The organism is Lysinibacillus fusiformis (assembly GCF_003049525.1).
GTDB classification, from domain to species: domain Bacteria; phylum Bacillota; class Bacilli; order Bacillales_A; family Planococcaceae; genus Lysinibacillus; species Lysinibacillus fusiformis.
Genome location: NZ_PYWL01000002.1, coordinates 295,425 through 320,827, shown reverse-complemented (window position 1 = coordinate 320,827; position 25,403 = coordinate 295,425). Strand labels below are relative to the sequence as shown.

Annotated in this window: 22 protein-coding genes; 6 read left to right on the top strand and 16 right to left on the bottom strand. The window is 37.7% G+C overall.

Features of this window, described 5'->3' with window-relative positions:
- The first annotated feature begins 64 nt into the window (after positions 1-64).
- Positions 65-550 (top strand): hypothetical protein, encoded by a 486-nt coding sequence (locus C9J29_RS06420; protein WP_008181464.1) that lies wholly within the window; start codon positions 65-67, stop codon positions 548-550.
- Positions 551-578: 28 nt separating this feature from the next.
- Here C9J29_RS06420 and C9J29_RS06415 read toward each other — a convergent pair whose 3' ends face one another.
- A complete protein-coding gene (locus tag C9J29_RS06415; RefSeq protein ID WP_237068761.1) occupies positions 579-1,301 on the bottom strand; it encodes a DUF1835 domain-containing protein in 723 nt (240 codons plus the stop codon).
- Positions 1,190-1,642, bottom strand: a complete 453-nt coding sequence (locus C9J29_RS24580; protein ID WP_237068760.1) for a hypothetical protein — start codon at positions 1,640-1,642, stop codon at positions 1,190-1,192. The genes C9J29_RS06415 and C9J29_RS24580 overlap by 112 nt, the downstream gene beginning before the upstream one ends.
- A 142-nt stretch (positions 1,643-1,784) precedes the next feature.
- On the opposite strand from C9J29_RS24580, the gene C9J29_RS06410 reads away from it, so the two are divergent.
- Complete coding sequence (locus tag C9J29_RS06410) at positions 1,785-2,954, top strand: pyridoxal-phosphate-dependent aminotransferase family protein (RefSeq protein WP_107921809.1); 1,170 nt, start codon at positions 1,785-1,787, stop codon at positions 2,952-2,954.
- 104 nt (positions 2,955-3,058) lie between these two features.
- Here C9J29_RS06410 and C9J29_RS06405 read toward each other — a convergent pair whose 3' ends face one another.
- Positions 3,059-4,387, bottom strand: a complete 1,329-nt coding sequence (locus C9J29_RS06405) for a D-serine ammonia-lyase (RefSeq protein ID WP_107921808.1) — start codon at positions 4,385-4,387, stop codon at positions 3,059-3,061.
- Positions 4,377-4,850, bottom strand: coding sequence for a YaiI/YqxD family protein (locus tag C9J29_RS06400; protein ID WP_008181474.1), 474 nt, complete (start codon positions 4,848-4,850; stop codon positions 4,377-4,379). Before C9J29_RS06400 ends, C9J29_RS06405 begins: the two co-directional genes overlap by 11 nt.
- A gap of 175 nt (positions 4,851-5,025) precedes the next feature.
- On the opposite strand from C9J29_RS06400, the gene gdhA reads away from it, so the two are divergent.
- The 3 genes from gdhA (at position 5,026) to C9J29_RS06385 (ending at position 8,095) form a co-directional block, all read left to right on the top strand.
- On the top strand, positions 5,026-6,399 hold the full coding sequence (gene gdhA / locus C9J29_RS06395) for an NADP-specific glutamate dehydrogenase (protein ID WP_107921807.1): 1,374 nt from the start codon (positions 5,026-5,028) through the stop codon (positions 6,397-6,399).
- A gap of 222 nt (positions 6,400-6,621) precedes the next feature.
- Complete coding sequence (locus C9J29_RS06390) at positions 6,622-7,308, top strand: phosphoribosylaminoimidazolesuccinocarboxamide synthase (protein ID WP_089985071.1); 687 nt, start codon at positions 6,622-6,624, stop codon at positions 7,306-7,308.
- 133 nt (positions 7,309-7,441) lie between these two features.
- Entirely contained in the window at positions 7,442-8,095 is a 654-nt protein-coding gene (locus C9J29_RS06385) for a Yip1 family protein (RefSeq protein WP_089985073.1), read from the top strand.
- Positions 8,096-8,134: 39 nt separating this feature from the next.
- On the opposite strand, the gene C9J29_RS06380 is transcribed toward C9J29_RS06385, so the two are convergent.
- The 6 genes from C9J29_RS06380 to C9J29_RS06360 form a co-directional block, all read right to left on the bottom strand.
- Positions 8,135-9,883 carry a methyl-accepting chemotaxis protein gene (locus C9J29_RS06380; RefSeq protein ID WP_089985075.1) on the bottom strand — a complete coding sequence of 583 codons (1,749 nt, stop codon included), beginning with the start codon at positions 9,881-9,883 and terminating at the stop codon, positions 8,135-8,137.
- A 227-nt stretch (positions 9,884-10,110) separates the two neighbouring features.
- Positions 10,111-11,313: an NAD(P)-dependent malic enzyme gene (locus tag C9J29_RS06375; RefSeq protein ID WP_089985076.1), complete on the bottom strand. Its 1,203-nt coding sequence runs from the start codon at positions 11,311-11,313 to the stop codon at positions 10,111-10,113.
- 395 nt (positions 11,314-11,708) lie between these two features.
- Positions 11,709-12,539 (bottom strand): MBL fold metallo-hydrolase, encoded by an 831-nt coding sequence (locus C9J29_RS06370; protein ID WP_107921806.1) that lies wholly within the window; start codon positions 12,537-12,539, stop codon positions 11,709-11,711.
- 14 nt (positions 12,540-12,553) lie between these two features.
- Entirely contained in the window at positions 12,554-12,697 is a 144-nt protein-coding gene (locus C9J29_RS24230) for a hypothetical protein (protein WP_164908687.1), read from the bottom strand.
- A 92-nt stretch (positions 12,698-12,789) separates the two neighbouring features.
- Entirely contained in the window at positions 12,790-13,599 is an 810-nt protein-coding gene (locus C9J29_RS06365; RefSeq protein WP_089985081.1) for a sulfurtransferase, read from the bottom strand.
- Between the two features lie 10 nt (positions 13,600-13,609).
- Positions 13,610-17,221, bottom strand: a complete 3,612-nt coding sequence (locus tag C9J29_RS06360) for a dynamin family protein (protein WP_107921805.1) — start codon at positions 17,219-17,221, stop codon at positions 13,610-13,612.
- A gap of 264 nt (positions 17,222-17,485) precedes the next feature.
- Between C9J29_RS06360 and C9J29_RS06355 the strand changes: the two genes are divergently transcribed.
- On the top strand, positions 17,486-17,908 hold the full coding sequence (locus C9J29_RS06355) for a DUF4183 domain-containing protein (protein WP_089985083.1): 423 nt from the start codon (positions 17,486-17,488) through the stop codon (positions 17,906-17,908).
- Positions 17,909-18,399: 491 nt separating this feature from the next.
- Here the strand turns inward: C9J29_RS06355 and C9J29_RS06350 are convergent, their stop codons facing one another.
- The 6 genes from C9J29_RS06350 to C9J29_RS06325 all read right to left on the bottom strand — a co-directional run bounded on the left by C9J29_RS06350 (position 18,400) and on the right by C9J29_RS06325 (position 25,387).
- On the bottom strand, positions 18,400-19,293 hold the full coding sequence (locus C9J29_RS06350; protein WP_107921804.1) for a hypothetical protein: 894 nt from the start codon (positions 19,291-19,293) through the stop codon (positions 18,400-18,402).
- Positions 19,294-19,579: 286 nt separating this feature from the next.
- Positions 19,580-20,665, bottom strand: a complete 1,086-nt coding sequence (locus tag C9J29_RS06345; protein WP_008176373.1) for an EAL domain-containing protein — start codon at positions 20,663-20,665, stop codon at positions 19,580-19,582.
- A gap of 250 nt (positions 20,666-20,915) precedes the next feature.
- On the bottom strand, positions 20,916-22,652 hold the full coding sequence (locus tag C9J29_RS06340) for a methyl-accepting chemotaxis protein (RefSeq protein WP_107921803.1): 1,737 nt from the start codon (positions 22,650-22,652) through the stop codon (positions 20,916-20,918).
- Positions 22,653-22,748: 96 nt separating this feature from the next.
- The gene (locus tag C9J29_RS06335; protein WP_107921802.1) at positions 22,749-24,191 is read right to left on the bottom strand and encodes a sensor histidine kinase; all 1,443 of its coding nucleotides are present in this window, start codon (positions 24,189-24,191) and stop codon (positions 22,749-22,751) included.
- The gene (locus tag C9J29_RS06330; RefSeq protein WP_008176378.1) at positions 24,184-24,846 is read right to left on the bottom strand and encodes a response regulator transcription factor; all 663 of its coding nucleotides are present in this window, start codon (positions 24,844-24,846) and stop codon (positions 24,184-24,186) included. Before C9J29_RS06330 ends, C9J29_RS06335 begins: the two co-directional genes overlap by 8 nt.
- Positions 24,847-25,075: 229 nt before the next feature.
- Complete coding sequence (locus C9J29_RS06325) at positions 25,076-25,387, bottom strand: hypothetical protein (RefSeq protein WP_107921801.1); 312 nt, start codon at positions 25,385-25,387, stop codon at positions 25,076-25,078.
- Between the last annotated feature and the right edge of the window lie 16 nt (positions 25,388-25,403).

Below are 25,403 nucleotides of genomic sequence, written 5' to 3'. Positions count from 1 at the left end.
TAGATTAAACATAATAGGATTGGTATCATTAGGAGGTATTTTCTTAAGAAGGGAGGTTTTTCTGATGGACTATAATTATTATAACTCTGATTTGGATGCAGCCATGGGAGGCTTATTTATTATCGTAATTTTAGCATCTCTAGTTCTTGGGCTAATCGCCTACATTATTAGTGCACTCATTTATTTTATGACATCTAAAACAAATGGTTTTGGAGATGTAGCCTATATTGCTTGGATTCCTATCATTAATGTATACAGCCTTTTCCTACTGACTGCCGGTGGAGATAATCGAGAATCGATTCGTGCAACAGCTCTAAAAAATACCCTTATTTATGCAGGCTTGTTTATCGTTTCGTTTATACCAGTTATCGGTTTACTCGCATCTATAGGTATGGTGGGCTTTACATTGTATTTCACATATCGCCTATTCTATCGCTGGTGTGGTGAAACTGGTAAGGCTGTACTTTACACGATTCTAATGGTTATTACAGGCGGGTTGTTCTTTGCTATTTACGGTTTAATGCGAATGAACAGACCATTCGCTGTCTAGTTCACTATCCTAAAACCTCTTTAAGTCTTCAGACTAAAGAGGTTTTTTGGCATATTTTCACATAATAATCCCACATAGATTTAGGAATACCTTTTAATGCTAGGGTGCCATTATAGATTAAATATCGAATTCTATATTCTAAATAAAAGATGTTTGGCGATTCATCCATTCTAGCAAGTAGCTCTAAAAGAAATGTTCCAGTTTGAATAAAATCCACATGTCCCTGTTCCTGATGCATTTCTTTTAGCCTCTTCACGATGAGAGAGTCATAAAAATTTTCAGACACCTCTTGAATATGCTGTTGCTCCCATTGACGAAGCACTGCCGTTGATTCTGCCAGACCTTCCCATTGCTGTAGAAATTTTAGACGTTCTTTTACTGATAATCTCTTTTTTTCATACAGATTTGGATTCCACTGACGTTCGATCACTTGCTGTCCATTTGTATGTATAAGAAATATTTCATTGTGTTGATCACGCAATAAATAGAGGAAAAACCGAAGCCCACATTGTTCTTCTATATTGTCCCCACACCAAATATAGATAGGTAGGTGACTCGGAATATCCCGTATCTCTCGAATTGCCTCTTTTAATTTATTATGACCAACAAAGTTATCCACCTCATCATTACTATTTTCCATTAACCACTTTTGGCGGCATGCTTGTCCTCTTTCTTCATCAAGCTTCCACAGCGGTCCGATAGACAAATCCTCTGGAAAGCCAATGACATATTTAGGCGGAGCAAGTGCCACTCGTAAGGAGCCTGCTGCAATTCTGAGCAAACAATATGTACAACTTGGGCAGTTGTTGTCATCATACTCTTTCTTTGAAGCTGAATATAATCATTAATGGTGTCTACCAAATGACTAAGGTGTTCCGCCGCAACCCAAAAAGACCATCCCTCTTTAGGATCACTTTGTTCATGCCGAAATGTTGTAAATGGCTCTGATGGCAGAAGCTCATACCCCTCCCATTCTCCCTTTTCCACGACATTTGCTAATGTGATGTAATCGAGTGTTTGAATTTTATATACAAGCACCTGATTGCGTTCGTACAAAAAATAGATAAATGGATAGTGCTTCATTGTTTCCATATTCTTGGTCTCCTTTTCAATTTATAGAATCATGACAATCTCTTCCATTATTTATTAAAAAAGCAGCTAGCCTATACAAGAAGTATGTTATTATTATAGTTAGAAAATTTTGAATTTCTGTCAAGTAAAGGGGATTGATAATATGTATGAAAATATTTTAAGACATCCGGGACCAACACCGATTCCAAAGAGAGTTCAATTGGCAATGAATCGAGATATTTTTAGTCATCGGAGTCAAGAATTTGTGGAATTATACCGGGAGACGATTGAAGCCGTAAAGCCTGTCTTTGGCACGACACAGGACATTTTACTCTTGCCATCAGGCGGGACAGCTGCACTTGAAGCTGCGGCAGTCAATACGGTTGCGGCCGGTGAAGAAGTTGTGGTCATTACTGTTGGGGCATTCGGTGACTATTTCGTTTCCATTTGTGAGCAATATGGCTTCCATGTACATAAGCTCGAAAAAGAATGGGGACAAGCTTGCACTCCTGAGGAGCTACGAGCATTTTTACAGCCATTACAAAATATTAAAGCGGTTTTCGTCACATATAACGAAACATCTACAGGCATTTTAAATCCAGTCGCTGAATTAGCACAAGTGATTCATGACGAAACTGATGCTCTCGTTATCGTGGATGGCGTAAGCTGCATCGGTGGCGCGCCTGCTGAAATGGATGCTTGGGGTATTGATATTCTCGTGACAGGCTCGCAAAAAGCGATGATGCTTCCGCCTGGACTCTCTCTTGTTAGTGTGAGCGAAAAAGCTTGGCAAGTCATTGAAGACAATCAAACGCCAGCATATTATTTAAATCTATTAAGTTATCGTAGTTGGGCAGAAAAGGGGATGACGCCAAATACTCCTGCTATCACGCTTATTGATGGCCTGCATGAGGTTTGTCAGCTAATTGAACAGGAAGGCGGCTTCTCACAGACCATTGCCCGTCACGAGCTGATGAAAAACATGGTACGTAGTGCTATGAAAGCTTTACACCTCGAGCTCTTAACTGAAAATCAATACGCCTCCCCTACCATTACGGCTATTAAGGCACCAAAGGGGGTTGAGCTTGGTGAATTTTTATCGCACCTTAAGCAGCAATATCACTTAGATTTTGCAGGTGGTCTTGGTCATCTACAAGGTAAAATTTTCAGATTCGGCCATATGGGCTATTGCTTCCCAAGTGATATACTACAAGCCGTATCCTTATTGGAGGCGGGGCTCCAAGACTTCGCTTATGACTTCCAGCCAGGCGCAGGCGTCCTTGCAGCTCAAGAAGTATATTTAGCAGCTCAACGTAAAGCATTGCAACGTTAATAATAAGAAAACAAGTGAAGAATTTTTCTTCACCTGTTTTTGCGCTTTCGAATAACTTGATTGGGGCAAGACTTTCCCTGTTCGAACAAAAAGTATCATCATTTTCAAACTAAATCTCTGCTCTTAGCCAAATACGTAGCACGCATGCTGTCTGGGACCATACTGCCACCTGTTGCCCACACAAGATGGGTTGCCTGCGCCATATGCTTTGTTAGTCCGCGCTGAGCTAAATAGTGTTGACCTTTTTGGGACAAGCGAATAGCGCCAAACATTCCTGCATGTGCAGATGGCTCTAAAAATAGTTTTTCGCTATCGATAGCTAAACCTAAAGAGGTAAACAACTCTTCATCTGTCACTGTATAGCAGCCACTTATATACGTCTCCATTACTTTTCCTACAAACTTGGAGGCGCGACCCACTGCAAGACCATCTGCTTCGGTTTTATTATCTAATTCTATATCCTCTACACTGATAGCATCATGAAGTCCAGTCATTAAGCCTAGCGTCATACAAGGTGAGGCAACAGGTTCTGCGAAGAAAATATGCACATGTTCGCCAAATATTTCTCGTAATCCGTAGGCAACACCGCCTGGTCCTCCCCCTACCCCACACGGTAAATACACAAACAATGGATGTGTGACACTGACTGGTATGTTCATGTTTTCTAATTGCCCTTTTAAACGCAATGCTGCGACTGCATAGCCTGCAAATAGATCCTTTGAATTTTCATCATCAATGAAATGACATATAGGATCTAATTCTGCTTCTTGACGCCCCTGTTCAACGGCAACACTGTAATCAGCCTCATATTCAACTACCGTGGCACCTTTCTCCCTAAGTAAAGCTTTTTTCCATTCCTTGGCATCACTCGACATATGTACAACGACATTAAAGCCGAGCTTCTTGCCTATAATGCCGATACTTAAACCTAAATTTCCAGTAGAGCCAACCGCAATGGTATATTGCTGAAAGAAGGACTGAAACTCCGCTGATGCTAGTCGTTCATAATCATCTGTTACTTGAAGCTTCCCACTTGCTAATGCCAGCCTTTCAGCATGCTTTAAGACCTCATAAATGCCTCCCCGTGCTTTGATGGAGCCTGAGATAGGTAAAGCATGATCCGATTTTAAAAGCAACTGACCTTCTATCAACACGCCATATTTATTTTCAAGCGCACTTTTCATAGCAGGAATTTCTAGAATGTCTGATTCAATTAATCCATTACTTTCCTCAAGCTCAGGGAATGCCACTTTTAAATATGAAGAAAAGCGTTGTAACGTTTCCTCTGCCTCCTTTACTTCTTGCATAGTAAAAAGCGATGTTTCCGGCTGTTTCACCCAATTTGTATTTTCCCAAAGTACAGTATTTTTAGCAGCCATCGATTTTAACAGTGGAAATTGCTCTAAAAGATCATGCTTACGTTCATTTTTCACCTGTAGAGTCCTCCATTTTTTGTGCAAAAATCGCTCGTTCACAAATTTGTCGAAATTTCATTTCAAACGAAATATTGTTTTCTTGTGTCCTTTTTTTAGGGCCCTTGGTGCGTCCACCTGCTCGACGAATTTTTTGACCGACATGGCGCATATCGAGCAGGCGTTCGATATTTTCATTAGACATTTCTCGTCCATTTTGATCAATTGGATACCCTCCTCTTGCTAAAACCATTGCCGCTAGCCCATAATCCTGTGTTATGACAATATCGTGTTTTGAAAGCGCGTTCACTAGCGTAAAATCAACCGAATCAGGACCTTTCGGTACCATAATTGTTATTACATTATCACGTTCTACACGATGGGATGTATCGCAAAATAAGATAGTTTCAATCTCAAACTCAGATGATACAGATAGCGCCAAATCCACTACTGGACAGGCATCAGCGTCTATAAGAACCTTCACAATAAGGCATCATTCCTTTCTCATAATTAGATGAATACTATCACCTAACATTATTTTAAAATATCATTTTCCCGACCCCTCTTGCTCAATTTTTCACAAACTAAAAAAGTATTTTATTGAATAGTTTGAAAAATAAATATACGATACACCTATCAACTAAATGGGGGTTTTTACTATGACAATCACAACTGTTAGCAATGAACAATTAGCTAAAGAATACGTAGATGGCGTATTCAAGCAACTTAAACAACAGAACTGTCATCAAGCGGAGTTTCTACAAGCAGCTGAAGAAATTTTCATTTCATTAGTACCTGTATTCGTCCAACATCCTGAATATATTAAGGCCAATATTTTATCTCGTATTGTTGAGCCTGATCGCATCATTTCTTTCCGTGTCGCTTGGCAAGACGATACGAACCAAGTGCAAGTAAATCGCGGGTATCGTGTACAATATAGCAATGTCATGGGGCCTTATAAAGGCGGCCTACGCTTCCACCCTTCGGTAAATGAATCCATCATTAAATTCCTAGGCTTTGAACAAATCTTTAAAAATGCTTTAACAGGGCAACCAATCGGTGGTGGTAAAGGTGGGTCTAACTTTGATCCGAAAGGTAAGTCAGATTCAGAAATCATGCGTTTCTGCCAAGCCTTCATGACTGAATTATACCGTCATATTGGTCCAGATGTCGATGTTCCTGCTGGTGATATTGGTGTAGGTGCTCGTGAAGTAGGTTATTTATGGGGGCAATATAAACGTCTAACTAAAGCTAGTGAATCAGGTGTATTAACTGGGAAAATCCCTGGCTATGGTGGGTCCTTAGCACGTAAAGAGGCAACGGGTTATGGTACAGTTTATTTCGTCAATGAGATGTTAAAAGATGCGAACGATTCATTTGAAGGAAAAACAGTGGTTGTTTCTGGTTCTGGAAATGTTTCAACGTATGCGATTGAGAAAGCACAACAATATGGCGCAAAAGTAGTTGCTTGCTCTGATTCCGCAGGCTATATTTATGACCCAGAAGGCTTAGATTTAGATGTCATTAAAGAAATTAAAGAAGTTAAAGGTGATCGTATTTCAACTTACGTAAGTTACCGACCAAATGCTACTTTTACAAATGGCTGCACTGGCATTTGGACGATTCCTTGTGACATCGCTCTACCATGTGCTACTCAAAACGAAATTAATGGTGAGTCAGCTCGTACATTAATTTCAAATGGGGTCAAAGCAATTGGCGAAGGTGCCAACATGCCTTCTGATCTTGAAGCAATTAATGAATTCTTAAATGCTGGTGTATTGTTCGGACCAGCAAAAGCAGCGAATGCTGGAGGAGTTGCTGTATCTGCTCTTGAAATGGCACAAGATTCAAGTCGCGTATTTTGGTCATTTGAAGAAGTAGATGCGAAACTTCATCAAATTATGAAAGATATTTATTCAGATAGTAAAGCTGCTGCTGAAAAATACGGCTTCCCTGGCAACTTAGTTATGGGAGCAAACATCGCTGGCTTTATTAAAGTGGCAGATGGAATGCTGGCTGAAGGCATTTATTAATTATTAATAACTGTCCTAGCTATCTAGCATAAATCCTCCAGCGAACTTACGAAGCATTTCAAAACACAAGGTGATGACGATTATTCGTTATCACCTTGTGTTTTTATTGTAAATTAGCAATAAACGATAGAAACAAACACACAAAACGAACATTTTTAATATTAAACATTTAAAATATTCGTGTTATAATTTTAGAGTACTATGAATATTGGAGGTTTTTTTGTGGAATTAATGTATACAGGGAAAACGAAGAATGTGTTCAAATTAGAAGATGGTCATTATTTATTAAAATTTAAAGACGATGTAACAGGTGAAAACGGCGTGTTCGACCCAGGCGCTAATACGGTTGGCTTAACAATTGATGGTGCTGGCTTAGCGGGTTTACGCTTAACTTCTTATTTCTATTCTAAATTAAATGAACAAGGTGTTCCTACTCACTATGTAGATGCCAACTTTGATGATGCAACAATGACTGTAAAGCCTGCAACAGTTTTCGGAAACGGTTTGGAAGTAATATGCCGCTTTAAGGCTGTTGGTTCCTTCTTGCGACGCTACGGTGCCTATGTGAAGGAAGGCCAAGATCTTGATGCCTTTGTGGAAGTTACCATTAAAGATGATGATCGCCAAGATCCTCCGATCTCTGAAGATGCATTAGCTATGTTAAACCTGTTAACACACGAAGAATATGCCATTTTAAAACAACGTACAATTGAAATTTCTAAATTTGTTGGAACTGAGCTTGCTAAAAAGGGCTTAACGCTTTATGATATTAAATTGGAGTTTGGCCGTGATGCCCAAACTAACGAAATTTTATTAATCGATGAAATTTCTGGTGGTAATATGCGTGCTTACAAAGGTGAGCAATACATTGAACCATTAGAGCTTGAAAAAATGATGTTAAGTCACTAATAAGAGCCGCCTTTGTGCGGCTCTTTTGTTATGAAAATAACTTATTTTTACTTTCTACGAAACTTTTCACTGTATCACTCGTATACTAACTATGCGTAACATGCAATTATTCTATTATTTTGGAGGTAGTTTGATGGAAAACTTTAATGACACACAGAAAGAAGAAAGGCCAAAGGTGAATCCGTTTATATCCGTTTGGTTACATCCAAAGCAAACCGCTCGCTATATGATTAACGAAAAATCAATCGGCTTTGCTATTTTGATTATGTCCATCGGTTATATCGGTTCTATCATGTCAGGGCTGACGGATTCGGAGTTTTTCACTGACCTTTCCCCTTGGTTATTGGCTTTACTGTGTGTAATCTTTGCTCCAATCGCTGGTATTATCGGGACAGCTATATCTGCTCTAATCACATGGCTATTTGGTAAACTATTTAAGGGTACTGGCACGTATTCAGACTTATTTAAAGGGCTGAGCCTTACAGCTGTACCATTTATAGTGCTTATTCCATTTTATTTAATATGGTTATTCACTTCACCAGAATCTTTACTAGATCCAAACTTTATGGGCTCACTTCCATGGATTTTTTGGCCAGCTATTTTAGCTTCTATTGTTGTAACTATTTGGTCTTTCGTCATTTCAGTCGGTGTGGTAGCAGAAGCACACCAAATCTCTAATTGGATGGCCTTTTTCACTATCTTTATTCCTGGAATTATTTTATTCATCTTGTTCTTCGTTCTTTTCTTCATTATTCTCGTTGGGATTATTGGTGTTGGCATGATGTAAAAAAATCTCCCCTCTCATTTAAGAGAGGGGGAGATTTTTTTATAGTTTAAATTGGGCAATCAATGTCTTTAATTCTAAAGCTAATGTTGATAATTGGGCTGATTTCCCCGCCATAACCTCCATTGAGCTACTTGTCTGTTCTGTTGTCGCCGTCGTTTGCTCCACACCTGCCGCAGATTCTTCTGCGACCGCAGCGATTTCTTGAATAGCGCTATTCATTTTTTGACCATCTTCAGTTACTTTTGATAAATTGCTGGAAATCAATTGAACACTTTCCACTACATCATTAATAGAATTACTAATCGTCGAAAACGTTTCACTCGTAGCTTTAATTTGATTGGTACCCTCTTTTACTTCCTGATAGCCATCCTCTAATGAGCTCGTAACGACATCAAAATCTTGCTGAATATTTGTGACAATCGATGTAATATCATTGACAGAAAAGGCTACTTGTTCTGCAAGCTTACGTACTTCATCCGCAACTACCGCAAATCCTTTGCCATGTTCCCCAGCTCTAGCAGCTTCAATCGCGGCATTTAAAGCTAATAAATTCGTTTGATCGGCAATATCTTTAATGACCACCACCAATTTTGAAATTTCCTGTGCTTGGGCATCTAAATTTTTTACTTTCTCTACGGCATTTTGTACTATGCCATCAATCTTACTCATTTGAGAATTCGAAGATGTCATGAGCTGACTTCCTTCATTGGTTAAGCCTAATACTTCAACAGAAGATTGATGAATATGCTCCCCATGCTGATTTGTTTCACGTAAATCAGCAGTAAAACGTTCCATCAAGGACGTTAATTCGTTAGAATGATGCGCTTGTCCCTCTGCACCAGATGCTAATTCATTCATCGTAATTGCTACTTGCTCAGCACCCATATTCACTTCATTAGCTGATTGTGATAGCTCCTTACTGGATGTATTAATTAAATCAGACGCTTGAGCAATATTGTGTATCATGTCCTTCAATTTAGCTTGCATTTGATTCATAGCGTTTGCCAGTTTGCCAATTTCATCTTTTGAGCGAATCGACATATTTTCTTGCGTCAAATCACCCTCCGCAAATCGCTCCATCGCTTGGACCACTCGGTTTATTGGCTTAGCCATACTACTCGCGTATTGCCAAATTACAAATAGCCCGATCATAATAGCCACGCCAATCACAACAAGCGTTAATTTCAAAATACTCTCCGCGGGCTTATTAAAGTCTGCTAAATACGTACTGGCACCAATGACCCATCCCCAATACGGATCCGTTTCTGCATAGACCCCTTTTTCTTCTAGTTGATCAGAATTTGGTAATGGCCACGAATACGAGGCAAATCCACCACCTTCATTCCCCTTCGCAATGATTTCCTGCATATACTTAACCCCATTGTCATCTTGCTCATCCCAGACATTATTTCCCTCGATATTTGGATGCGCAATAGAGTTCCCCTTTTGGTCCACAACAAAAATATAACCACTCTCACCTAGTTTAATATTTTTATTAATAGGTCGCTTTCCATCACTATCCATTTCACCTAAAATAGCGACCTTCACTTTCTCTTGCGCTTCATCTAAAGATAAATTGCCTGCCTCTACCTCTTGATTAAATTGTTCAATCATGGCAATGGTCATTTCCACACTGTTTCTTAAATTTTCTTTTCCCACCGACTCTAAATTTGATTTACTTTGTTGATAGCTTAGATAGCCTAAGGTAATAAGGGGAATCATTAAAAGCAATAAAGAGAAAGCAATCAGCTTGGCTTTAATGGACCGGAATTGAACGAATGTTTTCATGTATTTTATCTCCTCTTTTATAGACTAAAGACCCATTTTTCTTTAAAAATATTACAACATTATGTATTTATACTTTACAATCAATTGCACAATTTATTACCTTGTACTCACCAATTTTATTACATAAAAAACTAAACAACAACATTTTTCGAGCAAATTCGATAAAAAATGTAGAAAAGCATATCTTTGCTTTTCTACATCTGCTGTATTTCAATATCTTTTATTTGTTAAACTGATAGCGCAGTAGTTTGTTGGAATAGTTCCGACACGCCAGATTCGACCGCTGCTCCGCTAACTGCACGAGAGACAATTGCAACGACACGCTCATCCAAAGATTTCGGAACAATATATTCCTCCGCGAGCTCCTCGTCACTCACAAGAGAAGCAATTGCTTCCACTGCAGCAAGCTTCATAGTTTCATTGATATCCGTCGCACGTACATCTAATGCACCACGGAAAATGCCAGGAAAGGCAAGGACATTGTTAATTTGATTTGGATAATCCGAACGACCTGTACCCATAACTCGCACTCCCCACGCCTTAGCATTTTCATACGTAATTTCTGGATTTGGGTTAGCTAATGCAAAGACCACCGGGTTTTCATTCATAGATGCAATATGCGCCTCTGATAATAGATTAGCTACCGAAACACCGATAAAGACATCTGCCCCAACGAGCGCGTCACTCAACGTACCATGTATTTTCTCTGGATTTGTTAAATGAGCAACCGCCTCTTTAATCGGATTCATCCCTTCTTTACGTCCCTCATAAATAATACCTTTTGTATCACACATAAAAATATTTTTATAGCCCATTTGCACAAGAATTCGCAAAATAGCGATCCCTGCTGCACCCGCGCCATTGATGACAACCTTCATTGTGGCAATATCCTTTTGCACAATACGATTGGCATTAATCATAGCGGCACCTACTACAATTGCTGTCCCATGCTGATCATCATGGAATACCGGGATATCACATTCCTGACGTAGCCGATCCTCAATTTCAAAACATCTAGGTGCTGAAATATCCTCTAAATTTACCGCCCCAAACGTAGGGGCAAGCGCCTTCACAATGCTGACGATTTCATCCGTACTTTTTGTATCTAAACATATTGGAAAAGCATCAACATTGGCAAAACGCTTTAACAAAATCGCTTTCCCTTCCATAACTGGTAATGCAGCTTTAGGCCCTATATCGCCCAATCCTAAAACTGCTGTACCATCTGATACAACTGCCACCATATTCCCCTTCATTGTATAGTCATAAACTAACGATGGATTTCTTTCAATTTCCACACACGGTGCGGCCACTCCAGGTGAATAAGCAAGACTTAGATCATAAGAATCCTGTACCGGTACTTTTGAAATCACCTCTAATTTACCACTATAGTGTGCATGCATTTCTAATGCTTTCTTCATGACATCCATTCCATCCCATCCTTTTCCCTTTGTTTTTCATTATATTTTAGAATCATATTACTTTGTGAAAATATAGTCAATGAATTTTCTGTCAATTTATTTTTTCTTTCGAAAATGCATTGTTACAAGACTTCTTATACATTTTTCTGTCAAATTAAGTTTTTCACAATCAATTATTTTGAAATAATTAACATCCTATAATGAGTAGTGGAAAATGTACAACTATCGCCTTTCAAGCTGTTCAATATTTCACATAGTATTTTTCTTGTGTAAATGAGAATTTTTTCACAAACTTATGTAAGCGTATCCATTGAGCCAATTGAGTTTGTCACAATTTATCCACATTTTTTCACAAAGTTTTTTATTATTGGTGTTACAGCTTTTAAGCCCAACAAAAAAGAGCCCTATTGCAAGGACTCCTGTGTAAAGTGACGGATAAAAGCATTGATTATATGTTTAGAGGACCATTGATCGCCAGACACTTTAACAATGGGATATTCTCGAGGGAAAATACTGGACGTCATCTCCTCTACTGAATAACCTTGTTGAAACAAGTGACGAACCTTCTCTTCCATTTCTTCAATATACGCTATTTTTTCTAGTATTCTATTTCGTCCATTGGCTAAATAGCCTGCATGACAACAATAAATTTCTTTAAAGTCATAGTCTAATAATTTCTTTAAGGAAGCTAAGGTATGTACAATATTTTCTTCATCGAGTACTACCTTGGTTTTCGTTTGAATGTATAAATCTCCCGTGAACATAGCACCTGTTTGGCGATTATAGAAAGCTAGGTGATCTGTCGTATGTCCAGGTGTTTCAATAACATCCCAGATAGCTGTTTTCGTCTGCAATGTAGTCCCTATCGGCTGCGCTAGAAAAGCCGGCCGCTCCCCCCATAATGCTTGACGATACAAAGGATAATCCCCATCCTGCGTACAAGTCTGAAGAGACTTACCATGAAGATAAATAGGTACATCCCTTTGTTGCTGAAGCCACGCGGCATTACCCGCATGATCCTCATGCGCATGAGTTAAGGCAATTTGCTCCATTGGCAAGTCTTTAAAGAAAGATTGAAACTCCTGTGCCAGCGAATTAGAGCCTGTATCAATTAATAAACCATCTACAAAAAAACTATACACACTCATACCAAAGCCCTGAATTGCTACCTTTCCAAGTGCACATTGTACATCACCGTGGTGTTGAACAACTATGCTCGTCTCACGTTTAAACATCCACTTTCCCCCTTTTAAAAGAGTGTAGCATAAAATGAATGGTGAGTCATTTTGACTTTTTTGGCTCTATCCGTCGGTTTTGGCTTTCTATCCGCTAGTTTCAGCTTTCTATCCGCCACTTTTGGCATCCTATACGTCACTTTCTTCTTTCTATCCATCACTTCCCCCACTTCTATCCATCACTTTCCCCCGGACCCGATCCACCTCTCCAAAAAAACGCTCACCTAAGTGAGCGTTTTTGCTGTGATCCTTATTCATTTGTACCTTTTTCAACATCGTATTGTGTAATCCAATCACTAAAGCTACCTACATATAATTGGATGTTTTCATAGCCTTCATCCGCTAATACGGCATAGAGTGGGGATGCGGTTACACCACTGCCACAGTAGACAACTACATGTTCATCTGGAGCCACTTTTTGACGCAATGCATCATTGGCCTGCAACTGACCGTCCTTCTTTAATTGCTCCCAGTCAAAGTTTTTCGCGGTTGGTATGTGGCCCGCTACTTTATCTAATGGCTCAACTTCCCCACGGTAACGCTCAGCCGCACGAGCATCTAGTAAAGTCGCTTTGACTTCACCGTCCACAATTGCCTTTACCGCTTGGCGTGGAGCATAAAGCTCATCCTTCCAGACAAAATCAATAAAGGTTGGTGGGTATTTAACAACATCTTTTGTAAATGGTATTTTCATTTCCAATGCAGATGCGCCCCCATTAACAATGACCACATTTGGGAAACCAGCATACGTCAGCATCCACCAAGCACGTGGAGCGAATGGTGCTGCTCCTTGATCATAGATAACGATTTGATCTTCATAACGTAAGCCTAATTCTTGAAATATCGACGTCAGTTTTTCTTTGTTCGGCATTGGGTGACGACCGTCTTTACTGTCCATATCAGATAGCTGCTGCTCTAAATCAATATAGATTGCTCCTATTGCATGACCTTCTTCAAATGCTTTTTTTCCAGCTTCTTTGTCTTGTAAATCAAAACGAGCATCGATAAAACGGACACCATCAAACTGAATTTCATCCACTGATTTGAACACTTTTCCCATAGGAATCACCTCATGCGTATTGTAATTGTGCGTAAATCGCTTTCCAAGAAGCTAAACGGCTTTCTTCTTGAAGCGCCAATCTTTCTGTTTCTATTTGCTCAAGCGCTTGATGATAAATATATAAACGTAATTTTTCTGCTTCCTCTGCAATAAATGTAATCGCCCATGTCATGAGAGAAACTTTCTGTGCATCTAAATAATCCTGTGCATCTGGTTTTGTCAATGTTTCTAATGCCTCGCTCAGCTTCACTTTTTCATTCTTCTCAAAGAAAGCTTTTTGATTGCGGAAGTGAGATTTTACGCTCGCATATTTCGAAATCTCACCAAATGGACCTTCAAAATCAAGTAAATTTGGCTCAGAAGATTCAAATGCTAAGAACGAGAAGCTACGGTTAAGCTCTTTTAGCTCACGTACTTCATCTTTAAAGCGATGCTGCATTTTCTTGCTAATAAACTGTGATAAACGGAAGTTTGTAACACGCATTTCCTGTGTAAAGTCGAAACGTAAGCTTTGCATTACTTCCTTCAATGCATGCTCCAATGCCTGCTGTGCTGGCATTGCCGCAAATGTTGAAGGATTATACCCTTCCTTAAAGAATTCAGGGTAACGATAGTAGACACGCTGTAGAACATAATAGAGAAGCTCATCAAGCTCTTGCTTTGTCTCACTTTCCAGCATACTTGTATTCAGCACACTAAACTTCGATTGAACATGCTTTTCAAGTACTGTTAATTCCTCTAAACGCTCATCCTTACGTTTTAGGTTTTCCTCTGTTTGCGCAATTAAGTCCGCTAAACGTTGCTCTGTTTTATCAACTTCCTCCGCAAGAGCCTGCACTGCTAATGCACTCAATTCATCATTTAAGAATGTATGGAAGTCATTTTCAAACGGTGGCATACCAGATACTAAGTCTGAACCTTCTACCTTTTCATTTAACGCTAGAAGACTTGATACACCATACAGTCGTGGGAATCGAATTCCAAAACGCTGTAATTCTTGACGAACATAGCCTTTTACATCTTCCTGCTCCTCATCTGTTGTCGCTAAATCAATTGCATTTACAATAAAGAACATTTTATCCAGTTCAAATGCATCTTTTACACGACCAAGCTGAATTAAAAACTCACGGTCAGCTTTGGCAAATGCATGATTATAATACGTAATAAATAGAATGGCATCCGCATTCCGAATATATTCAAAAGCTACACCTGTATGTCGAGCATTAATGGAGTCTGCTCCTGGCGTATCCACCAATGTAACGCCCATGCGTGTTAATGGACTATCATAATAGAAGTCGATATTGTCTACAAAGCATGATTTATTTTCTTGTGCAACAAATTTTTCAAATTCAACGCGATCCACTCGGATAATAGTTCCAAGCTCAGACTTGAATGATGGATACCCCTCTTTATAGGCACGAATAAATGATTTGTGCACATTTAAACGCTCATCTGTCAACTGGACAGCAAGCCCTTCGTCAGCACGATTATACGCTTCCTCCAATGAGTGGACAGATAAGCCAATCGCTGCATACGACCCTTGAATATCCTCTAACATTTGTTCAGCTGTTTTAAGCTGGACATCGGCCGTTTCATGAGGATGCTCTGGTGTAACTGGACGAATTTTATTGATAGCTGCGGTTGTTGGGTTTGGCGATACAGGTAATACCTTCGCTCCCATCAATGCATTCGAGAAGGATGATTTTCCAGCACTAAAAGCCCCAAACAAAGCAATCGTAAAGTCTTTTTTCTGTAGGCGTTCTACTTTATTTTCTAGATATTGAGCAACTTCAGCAAAACCTTGTACTTCTTTTACAGCATTGGCGGTATGCAGAGCACGATTAATCACACCATCGATTGGCAGACTCGTCGCACTAACAGTTTGCTGCGCTTCTTCCTGCTGAATGACTTGTTCTTTTGGTTGTAGCATGGACTCATCAAACAAACGAATCTCTGCTAAATCCTGTTTAAAGGAATTTTCCCAATTTGTTAGCTGCTCATTCGCAACCTTGCGGATTTCATTGCTCGCTTGATGCATAATGGTCGCACTATATTGTTGGTAGCCTTCGATTTCAAGTACAGCCTTAATAGCATCCACTTTATCCTGCATGCCTGCCATCTTTAACTTCGAAGGAGCCGCTGTTTCAGTTGCCACCGCTTCTAATGTTGTCGCTTGTGCTTTTTTCCAGCTATCTGTTTCCTGAATAAAATAGCGCTTTGTTGCCTCTGCCACACGGTTGGCAAAGTTTAATACTGCGTCACCTGTTAACAATGCTCCTGTTTGAACTTGCTGTTCAATTAATGCAAAAGGCAAATCAAATGGATAAGCATCAATAGCTGACGCACGTTCTTCATTTAAGGCACCGACGTCCTTCAATGCATTTTTCATAAGACCCTTTAAATGCCCTGTAATTTGCGCATGGACAACATTTTGATAGGCACTATAAGCATCTTCTTTACGACGGTTACGCTCTTCCTCTGTTTTTTTCTTCGCAGTAAAGAGCCCTCCTACCTTAAAGCCCTCCTGCATACTTTCTAAATAAAGACGTAAGCGATCACGTAAGTCAGCTGGCATAATGGCAGCATTGGCAAGCAATTCTTTTCGCTGCTCCTCAAATGTTTCGTTCCACGCCTCGACAGAGAACAGCTCTACCTGACGATTTAACTTGTTGTATTGCTCTAAAATATCTTGGTGGTTTGCCCAGTCATCTGCACTTAAAATCTCTTCATCTAACGCTAGACGATCCTCTTTTTCTTCTATTAAATAATTGTCATGCTCGCTTTGTAATAAACGCAATGTATTTGTTGCTGTTTGGACAAGCTGATCCTGCCAATCGTTCATACTATCCATCACAATTTTCTTGACGGCTTCAAAATCGTTATGTGGGTGGTCAGGCTCTCTCAATGATGTGAAAAATACACCTTTCGGCACAACGCCCCACGCCGCAAAGGAATTATGAACAGTTGCTTTAAACTCTTCAAAGCTCAACTCATTTTCTTTATGCTTATCAATCATATTAACAATCAAATAAACATTTGGATTATATTTCATTAATTGCTTCGTGAATTGAAAATTCAACTCCGATTGCACATGGTTGTAGTCCATTGTATAGAATACGATATCGGCAATATGGAGTGCAGATTCCGTCGACATACGGTGTGCATCATCTGTGGAGTCTACTCCAGGTGTATCCATCACGGTAACGCCAAACGGTAGTGTTGACGCACTATGACCAATTTCAATTTGAGATACCAAATCCCCATTTTTACTAAGCTCTTTGACCGTTTTAAAATCATAGCCTGCCTCAAATTTAACAGGCTTTTCATTGTGCATATAAACAATCGCAAAGTCTTCCTCTGATTTATGCACTTTAACAATATTTGCACTTGTTGGAATCGGACTTGATGCTAATAAATTCTCGCCAGACAGCGCATTAATCATACTCGACTTCCCGGCTGAGAAATGGCCTGCAAACCCAATCACATACTCTTTTTGCTGAATTTTACGAGCAAAAAGTGATGTTTTATCCATGCGCTCCGTATCACCATTATGCTGATATATTATGTATTGCAAAGCGGCTTGCTTTAGTAGCCCCTCCAATTGTTGATCAAAATCTTTCATGAAACCAGTAACCCCTTTTTCGTTAATTATTCATAATTAGTATTCTACCTTATTCAACTAGCAAAGTATAACACTAATTTACGGTAAAAAGCATGTATGCCAACGCTTCTATCCAACTAGTATTTATGAAAAAAGCATGGTTGTCTGAAATAATCTTTATCGAATGATAGATGCTCAACTAGATTGAATTTTATTTTCTTCATATTTTATAGTAACTGAATTCGGGGCAAAGGTTAAATTTATAAGAATGGAGTGTGATAACACATGGTCAACCCTAAGCATGGTCAAATAAGTAATAAAAGCTGTGATTGTAGCAATGAGGATCGATTTATTTGGCCCCGTATAAAAGCCTCTTATGGTCCAATCGTCCCTCCCACCGAAGTTGTCCCAGAAGGAGTAGTCATTCCAACGATTAACAGATATTTTTACATTTTAACAAGCGATCTTGATTTAACAAACGGAGCAATCCTACCCGCTACTCTCTTTTGGAATGATCAGACAGATCCCATTACTGAATTCGTGATTTTTTCACCAAATGGCTATGTCAATTTGTATATTAATGCTGTTATGCAAGAGGGCGGTATTTATACACTATCAAACACGGCCTTAACCATTACTCCTTACGATGGCACATTATTTAGAGGAACGCCCATCATAATTGAATCATTAGGCTTCACCATAAAATAAAGACCATAATGGGCGTAAATGAATGGCATTTCTATAGTCAATTATTTTTTGTAAGGAACGGGTATTTCTAACAGATAGCTGTTAAAAGTTTGTTTCTTAGTTAGGACAGCTGAAAAAAACCGAAAGCTCCAATCCATCATCTATTAGATTTGGGTTGAAGCTTTTTTTACGTGACTATCACAAAAGGGTTTTAGGGAATGAGTATGATTATAGGGGAAACAGCAATTCATATTTGTCGGAACGCTGCAAACAGTAGATTTTCTTATAACGTTCACTGATGCAATGAACTAGTTGCATGATTGTCTTATTATGCGAAATTAAATATCCTACACATTAAAAAGCACCAATACATGTAAAAAAACTACGAATGTATCGGTGCTTCTGTATTCTTATTACTATATTGTCACTTTTACTTTTATTTCTTATATATTAGGTTGCCTGTTACTTGGTTTATAATGGAGAGTTTCTCTACTTTTGAGGTTTCTTGAAAGTTACTTTACAGGTTTACTTGCTGGCCCACTCACTTTATTTTTATCATCCTTCAACCCTAGCGCTTCATCAAGTTGCTTCATCGCTTCTTCTTTCGTTAGTGTACCCGCTTCTACTTGGTCAAAAATGGTTTGCACCTTTTCTTTTGAAATTTCATTAGCATTCGATGGTTTACTTGTAGGTTTTTTATCTCCGTTCAACCCTAGCACTTCATCAAGTTGCTTCATCGCTTCTTCTTTCGTTAGTGTACCCGCTTCTACTTGGTCAAAAATGGCTTGCATCTTTTCTTTTGAGATTTCTTTAGCGTTCGATGGTTTACTTGTAGGTTTTTTATCTCCGTTCAACCCTAGCACTTCATCAAGTTGCTTCATCGCTTCTTCTTTCGTTAGTGTTCCCGCTTCTACTTGGTCAAAAATGGCTTGCATCTTCTCTTTTGAAATTTCATTAGCGTTCGTTGGTTTACCTGTAGGTTTTTTATCTCCATCCAGCCCTAGCACTTCATCAAGTTGCTTCATGGATTCTTCTTTCGTTAGTGTACCCGCTTCTACTTGATCAAAAATGGCTTGAACCTTTTCTTTTGAGATTTCATCAACGTTCGATGGTTTACTTGCAGGACCACTCACTTTATTTTTATCTCCCTTAATGCCTAGCGCAGCATCAAGTTGCTTCATAGATTCTTTTTTTGTTAGTGTACCCGCTTCTGCTTGATCAAAAATGGCTTGCACCTTTTCTTTTGAAATTTCATCAAAGTTCGTTGGTTTACTTACTTGACCTACCACATATTCACTTTTCTCACTCACTTGAGTTGGTGCCTCTGCTGCAAATGCAGACCCCATCGTGGATAGTGCGAATACGGCACCTAAAGTAGTAGCAGCTAATCTCTTTTTCTTTTTCATGTTTTTATTCTCCTTTTAAGATGTATTTTGTCTTACAGGTTTTATAATAGAGGCAGTATCTGTAGTTCATATGGTAATAGGGTGGAGAATTTCTAGAGATTTCCTGGAGATTATCTGGAGTTCCCTTCTTTCTTATTGTTCACCTTCACCACAACTAATAGAAAAGGTTTTATACAGCAAAAAACGCCCCCCATCAGGGGATTGCGTTTTTTTGCTGTCGTTTTATTTTTCTAAATATCCCCTTCATGTCGACAGGGTATTCTTTTGTTGTCGTACTATACTTAGTCTAGCAATTGTCATTCATAAATTTCGTCAATTCATTTATTGTTAGTGGTTTTGATATGTAATAGCCTTGTATTGAATCGTATTGGGCTTCAGATAAGGTATTAAGCTGCTCAACATTGTCTACACCTTCTATTATTACTTCTAAATCTATGGCCTTGATAATATTTGTCAGCAGCTCCATTACCTTTTTATTTGATTTCCCACTAATAAACAACCTATCTAGTTTCACTCCATCAAGGGGCAGTAAGGACATATATTGAAAATTCGAGTTTCCAGAACCAGAGCCGAAACCATCAATAAATATAATATGACCTCGATCACGTATAATTTTTAGATTTTCACTAGCTTCTATCCCCATTATAGTTTCCTCAGTTATTTCAAAAGCAATTCGGTTATTGTTAGTAATACCAATTTCATCTAGATGTTCGATTAACCAAGTAATATCTTTGATTAATGGCGCTGATAAATTAATAGAAACATAAACGACTTCATTATATCTACTCAATAAATCAACAGCTTTTTTGATAATATTCTTGGTTAATTCTATTAAACTTTCTATATTTAAAATTGGAATACATATACCCGGAGAGATAGAACCCATCTCTTCCCACCGCCATTTACTTAGTGCTTCAAAGGATAATTGCCTATTATGGTGTAATATCGGTTGGAAGACTATTTCAAACTCTTCAGTTACTAAACCTTTCTGTGAATTACACTCTTTTAGTTCATCGCTAGTTATGTTTTGCAAATAGACTTGTCTAACGTAATTTAACGCAGGAAGTTTTCTATCTTGGACATATAGATAGTGTATCTTTAAATATTCAATATTTGATAGTTCTTGACTAATTAAACGAGCTTGGGACTGAGCATGACAGACTAATAGAAATTCCTTATCAAATACTCTATACCATTCCACTTTTGGTTGATACAAAGTTAGCTTTCTCCTAACCACATCTATACATTTAGAAAGGTCCAAGTCATGCCAACTGATAATCGTAATGTATACTATTGTGAAAGATTTTTTATGTTCAATACTTTCTAATACAGATTTTCGATTTGATTCAAATAATGTCATACCGGTCTCCATCCTAATTCCTCCAATAGGGTCGTTTCAACCTCCATCTTTTATCAAAAAATTACTATTATATTATTTTATAAAGCTAATCTGTAGTCCATATGAATGTCGTGTGAAGTTTATGTGGAATATCAATGGATACCATTTTGAACTCTATTAAAAATAGCTAACAAATTTACGTGTTCATAAATTTGTTAGCTCAATATTCTTTTTACCATAAGAATATGTCTCTACTTTTATAAACCTTACCAAATATAATGATTCATTCGTTGGTTTTAAAGTTTGATACTAGATTTTGAAGCTCCTGAGACATCTCTGCTAAAGAACGAGAAGCAAATGTCATCTCAATCATAGTAGCAGACTGTTCTTCCGCTGCTGCAACAACCTGTTGTGTGTAACTCGATGACTGATCGGTAACATCTTTGGTTTTCAGTATTTCATTTACTAAAATCTCTGTATTAGCATTAATTTCTTGAATTTCCGTAGAGACAGATGAAAGTTTATTGTTAATCATGTCTACATCAGCTGCTATTTCATCAAATGTTTTCCCAGCGTTTGCAACATAACGTATACCCGTTTCAACTACACTTTTTCCTTCATTGACAATTTGTACTGTATTTTGTGTATGAAGTTGTATTTCACCTATTAGAGTAGAAATATTATTAGCTGCATTTCCTGATTCCTCTGCTAGTTTTCTAACTTCATCAGCTACAACAGCAAAACCTTTCCCTTGCTCCCCTGCGCGCGCGGCTTCAATCGCTGCATTTAAAGCAAGTAAATTGGTTTGTGCTGCAATGCTAGTAATGACATTAATAATTTCACCAATCTCTTGTGATTTACTTTCGAGCAATAGCATGGCTTTATTTGTCATTAAGTTCTGTTTATTTATTTGATTCATTTGTTCAACGGACTGTGTAATCACTTCATTACCAGAAAGAGAGACTTTAGAGGTTTCAATGGATAGGTCATTTAATTCTTTAATATTTTTCGTAATTGCTGTAAGACTCGATGATATCTCTGTAACGGAATGATTTGCTTCTTTCATTCCAACCAGTTGCTTTTCTTGTCCTGTAGAAATTTGCTGAATAGCCTTCGTAATTTCATCTGAAGCCGTGCTTGTCTGTTCACTACTCGCAGTAAGTTGTTCAGATGTAGCCGCAACTTGTTCGGCTGAGTTCGAAACGGTTTCAATCATTCCTCTTAAATTTGTAGTCATCGTATTTATTCCTGTTGCTAATATACCTAACTCATCCTTATTTTTAACGTTTAAATACGTAAAGGTTAAATGTTGATTGGCGATCTTTTCAACTCTGTCAGTAATCATTTGAACTGGAATGGCTAAATGTCTGGAAAATAAAAATATAACGATTACACCTATTAAAATACTGATACTAAGAGTAGTGATAATCGTGTATTGAATTAAATGAATGCCATGATTAAATGAAGCCATGAAGCTACTAGCGCTTACCACCCAACCCCAGTTCGGATCAATAGCAGAGTAGGCTATTTTATCCTCTTCTGCATCAGGGTCGTTGGGCATTGCTCTAGCGTAATATGTAAAATCCCCGCCATTTTGTGCTGCGTTTATCATATTTTGTACCATATAAACCCCATGACTATCGACACTTTCCCACGCATTTTCTCCTTCTGAGAATGGATGAGCGATCCTCTCTCCATCCGCTCCGTAAATGGCAAAATAGCCGTCCTCACCTAAATCAACATTTGTCGTTATTTCACGGGTACCATCAGTTCGTAAATCCCCAATTAAATTTTGTTTTACTTTCTCTTGGGCTTCTTCTAAAGTTATTTCACCAATTTGAACGGCATAATTCATTGAATCAATTAATTGAAGTGCCATTTCTACATTATTTTTTAGCATCCTCTCTCCCAAATCATCCAAGTGCTTGTTAGCAGAATTATAACTGCTCACGCCTATAATTAAACCTGGAATTAATAATAGGCTCAATGAAATAATAATTAACTTTGTTCTTATCTTCATTTTCAGTCGATCTCCTATCTAATATAAGACTCAATAAATCTAATTACTTTATTGAGTCATCTGTGTATGCTTTTGAGACGCCAATCTTCGTACCATTTATTTAATTTGAGGAAATGTAACTAAAAATCGAATGCCATTTTCAACATTATTAAAAGAATAATTTATAGAGAGTGATGTAAATATTTGCTTGACGATATATAAGCCTAATCCACTCCCACCCGTGTTCCTATTTCTTGATTTTTCGAGTCTATAAAAAGGCTGAAATAATTGTTGTAGTTCCTCTGCTTTAATTTGTACACCGGTATTAATGACTTGGATTTGAATTTGATTTTCTTTGGAATCCTCCGTCAATTCTAAATAGACTGTTTCTCCTTGTGGTGAATACATAATTCCATTATGGATAATATTTTTAAATGCTTTTTCTAGTAAATCATTATCTGAAAATACGTAAAGATTCGGGGGAATTTTATTTATAACAGTAATCTCCTTTTGAGATGCAAAAAAAACGAGGTCTTTCATTATCGTCTCAATTAAATTTGAGAGATTTGTTTCTTTCATTTGGATTTTAAATATATTTTGTTCTAGTTTGGACATACTCAAAATTTCACGGACAAGTTGTTCCATGCCCTCTATAATTTTATGGTTTTTTTCTAAATAGAAGTCACGATTTTCATAAGGTCCGATATTATAAATCATGCCTTCTATATATCCCTTCATTACAGTGAGTGGAGTTTTTAACTCATGTGCAACTGTAGCAAAAAATTCCCTCCGTTTTGTTTCGATTTTTCTTTCTCTTTCAATATCATCTTTTAATTGTTCATTGGCTATTCGTAAATCATCCATTGTTTTTTGCAAATTATTCGACATCTCATTTAAACTATTAGATAGCTCCTCCAACTCATCATTAGAACGAACTACTATATTTTCTGAAAAATCGAGATTTGCCATCTTTTGTGCACGTTCATTTATATAGAGAAGTGGTTTTGTAATGAACCTTGAATATAAATAGGCACTGCCCAAGCCAATACAAACAACAATGATACTTATATAAGGAAGAAAACGTACTAAAACCTGAGAGGCCTCATCGATGGGTTGAAATGTCGCGAATACAGTAACCATTAAATTACGTTCATTCAGAAATTGTATGGGCAAGGAATGATTAAAGGCATTAACATTTTCTTCATTTTGTGATGTTTTTCCGGTAATAATGGATGATTGCGTATTTCCTTGAAAATTAAAAGAAGGCGAATAGATAATATTTCCGTTCTTTTCTTGTAGGTAAATGATTGCATTATTTTCTTTGGAGTACTCATCCAAAAGCTCTTTAGCTTCTCTTACTGTTAAACTCTTAGATTTATGAATTATTTCTGCTATGCCGGATTGAAGCTGATTTGTTTTATATTGCTCGTAGAATGTTGGAAGGAAGAAGTATAAAGTTAAATAAATTAAGACCGCAAACGATAGCAATATAAGTGAAGTAATCATAAAGAGCTTATAGGTTATTTTTTTCATCTTCATGAAGTTTACAATCCTATTCATCGATTTTGTATCCGATACCCTTTACAGTTTTAATATAGGGTAAATTTAATTTTTTTCTTAAGTTTTTTATATGAGTATCAATCATCCGTGTTTCTCCCGAATAATCGTATCCCCAAACTTTTTCTACTATGATCTCTCTAGTGAGCACTTTTTTTTCATTATGGAGTAGTAGTTGTAAAATTTCGAATTCTTTTGTAGTTAAAGGTATTTCCTCCTTATTTACATAAGCTTTATACCCGTCACAGTCGACATTCAGTTCATTAAAATTTAAATGATTACCCCAATTTTTATGATTGCTTCTTCTAAGAACCGCTTGTACTCGTCTGATCAGCACATGAAATGAAAACGGCTTAGTAATATAATCATCAATGCCAAGATCAAAGCCTTTCATTTGATCTTGTTCTTCTTCTAACGCAGTTAAAAATATAATGGGTATATTAGATTGATTGCGTAGCATTTTGGCCACTTCAAATCCATTGAGATTCGGCATCATAACATCAAGGAGAATTAAATCAAATGATTGTGTATTTAATCTTTTTATTCCCTCTACTCCATCAGATGCCACCTCAATCGTATAATTTTGTGTCATCAAAAACTGCTTAATTAATTCTTGAATTTCTAAATCGTCTTCTACTACTAAAATATTATAGTTCATTAAGATATCCCCCCCTAGTTAGCCATTATAACCACGCAATCTGTAGTTTATGTGAAGATACCTACATTATTTCCTAAAAAATTTTATATGAATCCTACGATCAAAGTCATACATCCATATCATAAGAACAACATAACCTTCAGGTACAAAAATCCCCAAAGATTCATAGGTTAAATTTACAAATCTTTGGAGGTTTTATGTTGTTTTTTACGATAATTATGAAAGAAAATTAATACGGAGATGTTGAACCTTGTATACTTTCTTCTGAATGAGGTGTGGATGGATCCCACTGCTCAGGCATTTGTCCACCAGATTTTGATGTGAACTCCTCCCATTGTTCTGGGGTCAGTTTACCTCTCGGTTTTGGAGATTCCGAATCCCCCTGAGCCGGATTCATTTCATCTAAATACGAATTATAACCCTGATACATATTGCTTTCATTGTCACCTAAGTCACCATTGAAGGCCACTAAGTTAGTAAGCATTCCTATAGCTATACCAATAGAGACTAAGCCTAATGAGGTTACTATTTTTGTCCACATTTATACCACTCCCATT